The following is an 11,260-nucleotide window of genomic DNA, read 5'->3' as shown; positions in this document are numbered from 1 at the left end:
CGTGAATTCAAGGAAAGGCCAACACCTCACAGAACACAGGCAAAAAACACGCGCCGAGCAGGCCAAAACCCCAAATTCCCGCCAGTAAGTTGCAACTACTTTGCCGTCGTCAACTCCGCCGAACAGCGACCTTCACGCAGAAACAGAAACCACCTGCCCTGAACATCGCCAAACCCCAGCGCCGCAGGCAAAAACCGCGCTCACACCCCTAGTGCACAGCACGAAATAAACCGCTAATCTCGACCCCGCAAGCCCACCGAGGCCCCGCGCAGCGGCAAGAAAACGCAAGCGCAGCACGTTCGAAAAGGCCCTAAAAAGCCACGCCGCGCAGCGGCAAAAAAGCACCCCGTGGAGTACCCCTTTGGAAAACCCAGCACCACCATCAGCAGCCCCCGAAGACTGGATCGCCCGCAGCCTCCGAGCCGTCTGGCACCCCTGCACGCAGATGAAGCACCACGAACGCCTGCCGCTGGTGCCCGTCGCGCGCGGCCAAGGCGCATGGCTCTACGATCGCGCCGGTCATCGATATCTGGATGCCATCAGCTCCTGGTGGGTCAACCTGTTCGGTCACGCCAATCCGCGTATTAACGCGGCACTGAAAGACCAGCTCGACACGCTCGAACACGCCATGCTCGCCGGCTGCACGCATGAACCGGCCATCGAACTCGCGGAGCGCCTCAGCGCGCTGACGAATAACACGCTAGGCCACGCGTTCTTCGCATCGGACGGCGCGTCCGCCGTCGAAATCGCCCTGAAAATGAGCTTCCACTCGTGGCGCAATCGCGGTTTCGCCGATAAGCAGGAATTCGTCTGCGTCGCCAACAGCTATCACGGCGAAACCATCGGCGCACTGGGCGTCACCGATGTCGCGCTCTTCAAGGACGCCTACGATCCGTTGATCCGCCACGCGCACGTCGTGGCATCGCCCGACGCGCGCCTCGCGCAAGCGGACGAAACCGCCGCCGATGTTGCCCGCCGTGCGCTCGATCACGTTCGCTCGCTGTTCGACGCGCGCGCCGCGAAAATCGCCGCGTTGATCGTCGAACCGCTCGTGCAGTGCGCGGCCGGCATGGCCATGCACGACGCGTCGTATATCGCGGGATTGCGCGCCTTGTGCGATCAGTACGGCGTGCATCTGATCGCCGATGAAATCGCCGTCGGCTGTGGACGCACCGGCACCTTCTTCGCATGCGAACAGGCCGGCATCTGGCCGGACTTTCTCTGTCTGTCGAAAGGCATCAGCGGCGGCTATCTGCCACTCTCGATCGTGCTGTCCCGCGATGAAATTTTCGAAGCCTTCTATCACGACGACACCGCTCGCGGCTTCCTGCACTCGCATTCGTACACCGGCAATCCGCTCGCGTGTCGCGCGGCGCTCGCCACGCTCGATCTGTTCGCGAGCGACAACGTGCTCGCCGTCAACGCGCAGAAGTCCGCGAAGCTGAAGGCCGCGCTCACGCCGCTCGCCGAGCACAAGCAAGTCCGCAATCTGCGTCAGTGCGGCACGATCTTCGCGTTCGACGCCGTGATCGACGATGCTCAGCAAGCCAAAACGTTCTCGCGCCGCTTCTTCGAAAACGCGTTGCAGCGCGAACTGCTGCTGCGCCCGATTTCGACCACGGTGTATCTGATGCCTCCTTATATCCTCGACGACGAAGAGCTCGCGCTGCTCGCCTCGCGCACGCGCGAAACCTTCGAAGCCACGCTCGCGGAGACCCGCTAATGCACCTGCTCGACACACTCGCCGAAGGCCTCAAGGAAATCGACGCGCGCGGCCTGCGCCGTCGCCGCCGCATTGCCGATACGCCGTGCGCGGCGCACATGACAGTGGACGGCCGCGAAATGATCGGCTTCGCCAGCAACGACTATCTTGGTCTTGCCGCGCATCCGCAACTCATCGCGGCCATCGCTGAAGGCGCGCAACGCTACGGCGCGGGTAGCGGCGGCTCGCATCTGCTCGGCGGCCATTCGCGCGCGCATGCACAACTCGAAGACGATCTCGCGGAATTCGCGGGCGGCTTTGTCGACAATGCGCGCGCGCTCTACTTCAGCACCGGCTATATGGCGAATCTCGCCACGCTCACCGCGCTCGCGGGCCGCGGCACGACGCTCTTCTCCGATGCGCTGAATCACGCGTCGCTGATCGACGGCGCGCGCCTGTCCCGCGCCGATGTGCAGATCTACCCGCACTGCGATACAGAAGCGCTGAGCGCGATGCTCGAAGCCTCGGACGCCGACGTCAAGGTGATCGTCTCCGATACCGTCTTCAGCATGGACGGCGATATCGCGCCGCTGCCGCGTCTGCTCGAACTCGCGGAGCAACACGGCGCCTGGCTGATCGTCGACGATGCGCACGGCTTCGGCGTGCTCGGCCCGCAAGGCCGCGGTGCAATCGCGCAAGCCGCGCTGCGCTCGCCGAACCTCATTTCGATCGGCACGCTCGGCAAAGCGGCCGGTGTTTCCGGCGCATTCGTCGCTGCGCATGAGACAGTGATCGAGTGGCTCGTGCAGCGCGCGCGTCCGTACATCTTCACCACGGCGTCGGTGCCGGCAGCGGCGCACGCGGTGTCGGCGAGCCTGCGCATCATCGGTGGCGAGGAAGGCGACGCGCGGCGCGCGCATCTTCAGCAACTGATCGAACGCACGCGCGCCATGCTGAAGGCCACACCGTGGCTACCGGTCGACTCGCATACGGCCGTGCAACCGCTCATCGTCGGCGCGAACGAGGCCACGCTCGATATCGCGGCCACGCTCGATCGCGCGGGTCTGTGGGTGCCGGCGATCCGTCCGCCGACCGTGCCCAGCGGCACGTCGCGTTTGCGTATTTCGCTGTCGGCTGCGCACTCGCAGGCGGACCTCGATCGGCTCGAAGCAGGCTTGCAGCAACTCGGAGTGAAGGCGGCATGAGTAGCGCAGGTCAAAACGCACTGTCCTTATTCGTCACCGGCACCGATACGGAAATCGGCAAGACGTTCGTCTCGTCGGCGCTGTTGCGCGGTTTCGTCCGCGAAGGCCTGCAAGCTGCTGCGATGAAGCCGATCGCCGCCGGCGCATTCGAACTGAACGGCGTGCTGCATAACGAAGACGCGGACCAACTCGACGCCGCGTCGAATGTCCTGCTGCCGCCCGAGATGCGCACGCCGTATCTGCTGAAGGAACCGGCCGCGCCGCATATCGCGGCCGCGCTGGAAAACGTCACGTTCGATCTCGACCACATCGTCGACTGTCATGCGCAAGCTCTCAAGCGCGCGGAGATCGTCGTCGTGGAAGGCGTCGGCGGCTTTCGTGTGCCGTTGACGACCACGCAGGACACCGCCGATCTTGCCGTCGCGTTGAAGCTGCCGGTCGTGCTGGTGGTCGGCATGCGGCTCGGCTGCATCAGCCATGCGCTGCTCACCGCCGAAGCGATCGCCGCGCGCGGGCTCACGCTCGCCGGCTGGGTCGCGAACCGCATCGATCCGGACATGACGTTCCCCGACGAAAACATCGCGTCGATCCGCGAGCATCTCGCGCGCGAATACGACGCGCCGCTGCTCGGCATCGTGCCGAATCTGAGTCCGGCTTCGCCCGAGCTCGCAGCGGACCAACTCGACATCAACCGGCTTTTGCAGACGCTGCGGCACACGCAGCGTTGAAAAACTCACATATCCATCCATGAGGATTGACGACATGACGCAACTGAACATCGCTCCGACGCCCGCCGACACAGCCGCGGCAACCAACAATGCCAACGCAGCAGCCGGCGCGAAACAGGTCGCGCGCTGGCGCGTCGCCGACATCGTCGCGTTGTACGAACTGCCGTTCAACGACCTGATGTTCAAGGCACAGCAAACCCATCGCGAGCATTTCGATGCGAACACCGTGCAACTGTCGACGCTGCTGTCGATCAAGACCGGCGGCTGCGAAGAAGATTGCGCGTACTGTCCGCAGTCTGTGCATCACGACACGGGCCTGCAGGCCGACAAGCTGATGCCGGTCGACGAAGTGCTCGCCGCCGCGAAGGTCGCCAAGGAAAACGGCGCGACGCGCTTCTGCATGGGTGCCGCGTGGCGTAATCCGAAAGACCGTCACCTCGAACCGATCAAGGACATGATTCGTGGCGTAAAGGCCATGGGTCTGGAAACCTGCGTGACGCTCGGCATGCTCGAAACGCATCAGGCGCAAGGACTGCGCGAAGCGGGTCTCGACTACTACAACCACAACCTGGACACGTCGCCGGAGTTCTACGGGCAGATCATTTCGACGCGCACGTATCAGGACCGCCTCGACACGCTCGAACGTGTACGCGATGCGGGCATCAACGTGTGCTGCGGCGGGATTGTCGGCCTGGGTGAATCGCGCCGTGAGCGCGCCGGTCTGATCGCGCAACTGGCGAACATGGAGCCGTATCCGGAGTCGGTGCCCATCAACAATCTGGTGCAGGTGGAAGGCACGCCGCTGACCGGCACCGAAGCGATCGACCCGTTCGAATTCGTGCGTACGATCGCGATTGCGCGCATCACCATGCCGCGCGCGATGGTGCGTCTGTCGGCCGGACGCGAGCAGATGGACGAAGCGCTGCAGGCATTGTGCTTCCTCGCCGGCGCGAATTCGATTTTTTACGGCGACCAGCTGCTGACCACCAGCAACCCGCAAGCAGAAGCGGACCGCAAGCTGCTCGAACGTCTCGGCATTCGCGCCGAGGCCGCGCAACAGATGCCGCTCGATCAAAGCGGCTGCGAGCATGGCTGCGATAAGCATGCTGCGCCGAACTGAGCGCATGCACCGCGTGAGATAAAGCACGCGCAATAAAAAAGGCTGCCTCGTTGTTTGAGGCAGCCTTTTTACTGACTTACGCCGCCAAAAATTTACTTCTTATCGACGATGATCTGATCAAACGTCCCGCCATCGGAGAAATGCGTTTGCTGCGCTTTCTGCCAGCTACCGAACATCTCTTCCACCGTGAACGTCTTGATCGGCTTGAACTCCGCCGCATGCTTCGCGAGCACGGTCTTGTCACGCGGACGCAGATGATGCTGCGCGATGATGTCCTGCGCAGCCGGCGACCACAGATAGTCGAGATACGCCTGCGCTTCCTTGCGCGTGCCGCGCTTGTCGACCACCTTGTCGACGATCGACACCGGCGGCGCGGCCAGCAGACTCACCGACGGATACACCGCCTCGAAATTGCCCCCGCCCACGCCCGTGTCCATCAGCGCCACTTCGTTTTCGAACGTCACCAGCACGTCGCCGATGCCGCGTTGCGTGAACGTGGTCGTCGCGCCGCGGCCGCCCGTGTCGAGCACCGGCACGTTCTTGAAGATCTCTTTTTCGAAATCGAGCGCCTGCGCGTCGGTGCCGCCGTGCTGCTTGCGATAACCCCATGCGGCCAGATAGGAGTAACGTCCGTTGCCCGATGTCTTCGGATTCGCGATGATCACCTGCACGCCCGACTTGGCAAGATCGTCCCAGTCCTTGATGTGCTTCGGATTGCCCTTGCGCACCAGGAACACCATCGTCGTGGTGTACGGCGCGCTGTCATCCGGCAGACGCGTGCGCCAGTTGGCCGGCACCAGTTGACCTTTCTCGGCGAGCAGGTCGATATCGTTCGGCTGGTTCATCGTCACCACGTCGGCCTGCAGGCCTTGCAGCACCGACAGCGCTTGCGCGCTCGACGCGCCATGTGACTGGCGGATCGAGACGTTCTCGCCGCTCTTCTGCTTGTACGCCGCGATGAAACCGGCGTTGATGTCCTTGTACAACTCGCGCGTCACGTCGTACGACACGTTGAGCAGCGATGTATCCGCGTGTGCCGTCGACACACCCGCCAGCGCGAGCGTGATTGCCGTCATGCCGGCTGCGAGCCAGCGCGATGTCCCCGTCTTGCCTGCCATCTTGTCCCCGCCTATCGATGATGAAAACCGGTGGCCGCACGAACGTGCAGCGTGAAGCGGGATTCTAACGGATCGCTTACTTGGCCAGTGGCCCGTTCGCGCGTCACTCGACGCGCGAACGCCGCGGCCCAATCACTCACACGAACGCGTGCTGTGCGGCCTCGAACGACTCCTCGCGGAAACGCAGCGGCGCCGCGCAATGCACCAGCGTATCGACGAAATACTTGGCGCGCGGCCACGGACCGAAACCGGCCGCGGTATTGATATGCCCAGCGTCGCCGAGATTGACGAACGCGCTGCCGAAGCGTTGCGCGAGATCGCGCGAACCGGCGAGCGGCATCCACGGATCGGTTTCGCTGCCGATCAGGATCGACGGCACGCCGAGACGCCGCGCGTCGAACGGTCCCGCGAAGGCAAATTTCTGCGGACTCGCGGGCGCCACGAACAGCACGCCGACCACGTCGTTCGCATACGAGGCCTGCTGCAACGCATACGCGGTCGCAAGGCAACCGAAGCTATGCGCGGCCAGCACGAACGGCCCGCGCTCACGCGCCAGCAGATCGCGCAGCGATTTCGACCACTGCGCGAGGTCCGGTGCGTCCCAGTCGGCTTGCTCGACGCGCAGCGAGCGCGCGAATTGCCGCTCCAGCCAGGTCTGCCAGTGCGCGCCCTCGCTGCCGTGCAGACCGGGAACGGTGACGAGCCGCGGCGGCCATGTCGATTTGGTGCATGAAAGCATGTGTGTGCCTCGCTGCGGGAATCCGGGTAATGATTGTCCCGCCGGGCGCCGTGCGGGCGAACCAAGTTTTTGTGCTTTGTTTATCGGACAAACGCGCGGGCAAATGCGCGAACAAATGCGCCGCCGGATATGGGCCCCGCGGCGAAAAAACACCTTCGAACCGCACGCCCGTACGCAAACGCGCGCGAATCGCGTCGAAAAAGTAGAATGAAGCCTATCCATAAAAGGAGGAGGCCTCATGTCGCAAGCGTCGTCCGCAATGCCGCGACCGTCGCGCCGGTCATGCCGTGGCTTCTTCGTTACTCGACCCGATCTCGCAGGCGCCTTCCGGACCGTATGAAAATTCTCTTCTACATGCCGCATGCCGACGCCGCCGCGTGGCTGCACGACTTCGCCCGCGCGCTGCCGAAGGCCGATCTGCGCGAATGGCAGCTGGGCGATACCGCGCCGGCCGACTTCGCGGTCGTGTGGCGGCCGCCGCGTGAAATGCTGGCCGGCCGCGACGATCTGCGCGCGATCTTCAATCTCGGCGCGGGCGTCGACGCAATCCTCGCGCTCGAACATGAACAGCCTGGTACGCTGCCGCGCAACGCGCAACTGATCCGGCTGGAGGACACCGGCATGGCGCCGCAAATGGCCGAGTATGTGACGCACGCGGTGCTCCGCTACCTGCGTCGTTTCGACGAGTATCAGACACTGCAAGGCGAGCGCCGTTGGGAAGTGCTCGAGCCGCATCCGCGTGACACCTTCACGGTCGGCGTGCTGGGACTCGGCGTACTCGGCGCGCATGTCGCACAAACGCTCGCGGCGTTCGGCCTGCCGGTGCGCGGCTACAGCCGCAGCCCGCGGCAGATCGACGGCATCACGACGTTCGCCGGCGAAGCGCAGTTCGACGCGTTTCTCGACGGCGTGAAAGTGCTGGTCAATCTGCTGCCGCATACTCCGGATACGGGCGATGTGCTGAACGCGCGCACCTTCGCGAAGCTCGCGCCCGGCGCGTATCTGATCAACGTGGCACGCGGCGGGCATCTGGTCGAACAGGATTTGGTCGACGCGCTCGCGAGCGGGCAGCTCACCGCCGCCACACTCGACGTGTTCCGCGAGGAACCGTTGCCACCGGATCATCTGTTCTGGCAGGAGCCGCGTATCACGATCACGCCGCACGTGTCCGCGCTGACATTGCGCGAAGAAAGCGTCGCCCAGGTCGCGCAGAAGATCACCGCGCTCGTGCGCGGCGACACGGTTAGCGGCGTGGTGAATATCGAACGCGGATACTGAACCCATCGAATCCCATTGAAGGAGCGCCGCCACGCGCGGCAGGAGACACATCATGGCCCTACCCCAGCAAGTGAAAATCGTCGAAGTCGGTCCGCGTGACGGACTGCAGAACGAAAAAGAATTCGTCGCTACCGCGACCAAGATCGAGTTGATCAACCGTTTGTCGGCGGCGGGTTTCCGTAATGTCGAGGCCGCTTCGTTCGTGTCGCCGAAATGGGTGCCGCAGATGGCCGACGGCGCCGACGTGATGGCGGGCATCGAACGACGTCCCGGCACGATCTACTCGGTGCTGACGCCGAATCTGCGCGGCTTCGAGGGCGCGCTCGCCGCGCGTGCCGACGAGATCGTGATTTTCGGCGCCGCCAGCGAAGCGTTTTCGCAGAAGAACATCAACTGCAGCATCGCGGAAAGCATCGACCGGTTCGCGCCTGTCGCGCAGGCGGCGAAGGAACACGGCCTGCGGATTCGCGGCAGCGTCTCGTGCGCGTTGGGCTGTCCGTACCAAGGCGAAGTGCCGGTCGCGTCGGTGGTGGATGTGGTCCAGCGTTTCGCGGCGCTGGGCTGCGATGAGATCGATATCGCCGATACGATCGGCGTCGGCACGCCAAAGCGCACGCGCGAAGTGTTCGAGGCGGTCACGCAGGTATTTCCGCGCGAGCGTCTATCCGGCCACTTCCACGACACCTATGGTCAGGCGCTCGCCAACATCTACGCAGCGTTGCAGGAAGGCATCGAGATTTATCACGCGTCGGTGGCGGGCCTCGGCGGCTGTCCGTATGCGAAGGGCGCGACCGGCAACGTCGCGACCGAAGACGTGCTGTATCTGATGAACGGCCTCGGCATCGAGACCGGCATCGACCTCGCGCAAGTCGTCGCGATCGGCGATTTCATCTCGACGTCGATCGGTAAGCCGAATGTCTCGCGTGCCGGTAAAGCGCTGCTCGCCAAAGCGCGCAACGAAGCGGCCAACTGCGTCTGAGGCCGGCTCGACGCGGCCGCTGAACACTCACGCAATCAATCAGGACCTGAAACGATGACGGACCACGCTTCTCTCGAATCCGACGATCTCACCGCGCTGCCCGACTCGGCGCGCCGCGTCGCGCTGCTGTTGCGCGAACGCGGTCACGCGGGTCGAATCGTGATGCTGCCGGAAACCGGCAAGACCTCCGCCGAAGCCGCCGCGGGCCTCGGCTGCTCGGTCGCGCAGATCGCCAAGTCGATCCTGTTTCGCCGCCGTGAAGACGACGCGCCGGTGTTGGTGATCGCGAGCGGCGCCAATCGCGTCGACGAAAAGAAAGTCGCCGCGCAGGTCGGCGACATCGGCCGGGCGGACGCGAAGTTTGTCCGCGAAAAAACCGGCTATGCGATCGGCGGCGTCTGCCCGATCGGGCATGCGACCGAGCCGGTCACGCTGATCGACGCCGATCTGCTCGAACTCGACAGTCTGTGGGCAGCCGCGGGGCATCCGCATGCGGTGTTCAATCTGACCGCGCAGGAACTGATCGCGCTCACGAACGCGCCGGTGATCGACGTGGCGCTGCGCGAGACGGCGTGACGCGATGACGATGATGACAGCAGGCCTCGATAACGAAGACCACCACGCCGTGCCGTCGCCTTGCATCAACGTGTGCAGGATGGACGCGTCGACCGGCTGGTGCGAAGGATGCCTGCGCACCATCGACGAAATCGCCGGCTGGTCGTTGTTCGACGACGACGCGAAGCGCGCGGTCTGGGACGCGATCGAGGTACGCCACGCGGAGTTCGTCGCGAGCCAGCCGAAGGCGCCGCGATGAACGCCGCGCCGCGCATCGTCACGGTTGACGAAACGTTCAGTTCGACGCTGGAGCTATCGGCTGATTCGGTGAAATCGTTCGCCTCGCTCGTCAACGACCATAACCCGCTGCATCACGATGATGCGTATGCCGCGCAAAGCCGCTTCGGCGGGCTGATCGCGTCCGGCACGCAACCGACCGCGCATTTCATGGCGCTGCTCGCGACGCATTACTCGACCTACGCGCAACCGCTCGGTCTCGAGTTCGATATCAAGCTGAAGAAAGCCGTCCATGCGAACGACACGCTCACGATCACCTGGCGCGTGAAGCACGCTTACTGGAAGCCGAGTTTGAACGGCGACCTGACGCATCTCGAAGGCTCGGTCGTGAATCAGCGTGGCGAGACCATGTTGGTCGGTTCGTCGACGATTCTTGTGATGGCGAAACCGGAAGCGTCCGCGAATACAAACGCCGCGCGCGACCCATCATGATCACGCTACCGGAATCGATTCGGGTTTTCGAACGCGGCTGGCTCTCGTCGAACAATGTGCTGCTGGTGGACGCCCCCTGCGCCGCGCTTGTCGATACCGGCTATGCCACGCACGCGCCGCAAACGCTCGCCCTCGTGCGGCAAGCACTTGGCGCGCGGCCGCTCGATCTGATTGTCAACACGCATCTGCATTCGGACCATTGCGGCGGCAACGCGCTCCTGCAGGCGACGTGGCCGTGCCGCACCGTCATTCCGGCCTCGGAAGCCGGTGCCGTGCAGGAGTGGGACGAAACGCGCCTCACGTTTCGCGCCACCGGCCAGACCTGCGAACGCTTCACCTTCACAGGAACGATCGCGCCCGGCGCGCAGTTGCGGCTCGGCGCGCTCGATTGGGACGTGCTCGGTGCGCCGGGCCACGATCCGCATTCGCTGATGCTCTACTGCGCGGAGGAGCGCATCCTGATCAGCGCCGACGCGCTGTGGGAAAACGGCTTCGGCGTAATCTTTCCCGAATTGGAAGGCGAAAGCGGTTTCGCCGAGGAGCAAGCCGTGCTGGAAGCCATTGCGAAGCTCGACGTGCGCCTCGTGATCCCCGGCCATGGCGCACCCTTCACGCATGTCGAACCGGCGCTTGAACGCGCGTTTTCGCGTGTTGCGTGGCTGCGCGCCGATCCGGCACGCAATGCCAGGAATGCGCTGAAGGTGCTGATCGTGTTCAAGCTGCTCGAGGTCCGTGCAATGCGCTTCGACACCTTGCTGGACATGCTCGACGAAGCCGGTGTGATGCGCGCCGCCGCGTCGATGCTCAAGCCGCGCGGCGAGTGGCCCGCGCTGGTGAGAGGGATCGTAGAGGAGTTGGCGGGCAGGAATGGACCGCTGGAAGTGGATGGCGAGCGCATCGCCGCGCGCGCGGCCTGACGCGCCGCCGCTGACACAGGCACGCTAGATACCGTCGCTACAAAAAGAAAGCCGCTCGACCCTTACAGGCGAGCGGCGGAAATTCTGTCGGACGTGATCAGCGTCAAGACGCATGATACGCGTGCCTGTTTTTTGACCGCATCGGTGATTTCCCTACAGAAGTTTGACGTCCGCTTTTAAAGCCGCATAC

General features: G+C 64.1%; 12 protein-coding genes. 10 read left to right on the top strand and 2 right to left on the bottom strand.

The genetic code is table 11. The features are described from left to right. Positions 1 to 361 precede the first annotated feature (361 nt). The 4 genes from bioA to bioB are packed head-to-tail and all read left to right on the top strand — an operon-like array spanning position 362 to position 4,755. The gene (bioA, locus tag PQR42_RS37380) at positions 362 to 1,723 is read left to right on the top strand and encodes an adenosylmethionine--8-amino-7-oxononanoate transaminase (RefSeq protein ID WP_408219133.1); all 1,362 of its coding nucleotides are present in this window, start codon (positions 362 to 364) and stop codon (positions 1,721 to 1,723) included. Then, positions 1,723 to 2,907: an 8-amino-7-oxononanoate synthase gene (gene bioF, locus PQR42_RS37375; protein ID WP_408495135.1), complete on the top strand. Its 1,185-nt coding sequence runs from the start codon at positions 1,723 to 1,725 to the stop codon at positions 2,905 to 2,907. The genes bioA and bioF overlap by 1 nt, the downstream gene beginning before the upstream one ends. Next, entirely contained in the window at positions 2,904 to 3,635 is a 732-nt protein-coding gene (gene bioD / locus PQR42_RS37370; protein WP_408495133.1) for a dethiobiotin synthase, read from the top strand. The genes bioF and bioD overlap by 4 nt, the downstream gene beginning before the upstream one ends. A 34-nt stretch (positions 3,636 to 3,669) precedes the next feature. Next, complete coding sequence (gene bioB, locus PQR42_RS37365; RefSeq protein WP_408450140.1) at positions 3,670 to 4,755, top strand: biotin synthase BioB; 1,086 nt, start codon at positions 3,670 to 3,672, stop codon at positions 4,753 to 4,755. A gap of 92 nt (positions 4,756 to 4,847) precedes the next feature. Here bioB and PQR42_RS37360 read toward each other — a convergent pair whose 3' ends face one another. Both PQR42_RS37360 and PQR42_RS37355 read right to left on the bottom strand, forming a co-directional pair. Further along, positions 4,848 to 5,873, bottom strand: a complete 1,026-nt coding sequence (locus tag PQR42_RS37360; RefSeq protein WP_408392245.1) for a sulfate ABC transporter substrate-binding protein — start codon at positions 5,871 to 5,873, stop codon at positions 4,848 to 4,850. Positions 5,874 to 6,009: 136 nt separating this feature from the next. Beyond that, on the bottom strand, positions 6,010 to 6,612 hold the full coding sequence (locus PQR42_RS37355; RefSeq protein ID WP_408219148.1) for an RBBP9/YdeN family alpha/beta hydrolase: 603 nt from the start codon (positions 6,610 to 6,612) through the stop codon (positions 6,010 to 6,012). A gap of 336 nt (positions 6,613 to 6,948) precedes the next feature. On the opposite strand from PQR42_RS37355, the gene PQR42_RS37350 reads away from it, so the two are divergent. Genes PQR42_RS37350 through PQR42_RS37325 form a run of 6 tightly spaced genes read left to right on the top strand, consistent with a single transcriptional unit; the run spans position 6,949 to position 11,070 of the window. Further along, positions 6,949 to 7,890, top strand: a complete 942-nt coding sequence (locus PQR42_RS37350; RefSeq protein ID WP_408392248.1) for a 2-hydroxyacid dehydrogenase — start codon at positions 6,949 to 6,951, stop codon at positions 7,888 to 7,890. Positions 7,891 to 7,942: 52 nt separating this feature from the next. Next, entirely contained in the window at positions 7,943 to 8,869 is a 927-nt protein-coding gene (locus PQR42_RS37345; RefSeq protein WP_408392251.1) for a hydroxymethylglutaryl-CoA lyase, read from the top strand. Between the two features lie 54 nt (positions 8,870 to 8,923). Continuing rightward, a complete protein-coding gene (locus PQR42_RS37340) occupies positions 8,924 to 9,445 on the top strand; it encodes a YbaK/EbsC family protein (RefSeq protein ID WP_012431507.1) in 522 nt (173 codons plus the stop codon). 13 nt (positions 9,446 to 9,458) lie between these two features. Next, positions 9,459 to 9,683, top strand: a complete 225-nt coding sequence (locus tag PQR42_RS37335; RefSeq protein ID WP_408219286.1) for a DUF1289 domain-containing protein — start codon at positions 9,459 to 9,461, stop codon at positions 9,681 to 9,683. Continuing rightward, positions 9,680 to 10,153 (top strand): MaoC family dehydratase, encoded by a 474-nt coding sequence (locus PQR42_RS37330; protein ID WP_408392254.1) that lies wholly within the window; start codon positions 9,680 to 9,682, stop codon positions 10,151 to 10,153. The genes PQR42_RS37335 and PQR42_RS37330 overlap by 4 nt, the downstream gene beginning before the upstream one ends. Continuing rightward, positions 10,150 to 11,070 (top strand): MBL fold metallo-hydrolase, encoded by a 921-nt coding sequence (locus PQR42_RS37325; RefSeq protein WP_408219159.1) that lies wholly within the window; start codon positions 10,150 to 10,152, stop codon positions 11,068 to 11,070. The genes PQR42_RS37330 and PQR42_RS37325 overlap by 4 nt, the downstream gene beginning before the upstream one ends. Positions 11,071 to 11,260: the final 190 nt, after the last annotated feature.

It is taken from the genome of Paraburkholderia sediminicola, assembly GCF_046027355.1.
Lineage (GTDB): Bacteria > Pseudomonadota > Gammaproteobacteria > Burkholderiales > Burkholderiaceae > Paraburkholderia > Paraburkholderia sediminicola_B.
Note: the sequence above shows the minus strand (reverse complement) of the source record. Positions and strands in the feature narration are given on the sequence as shown.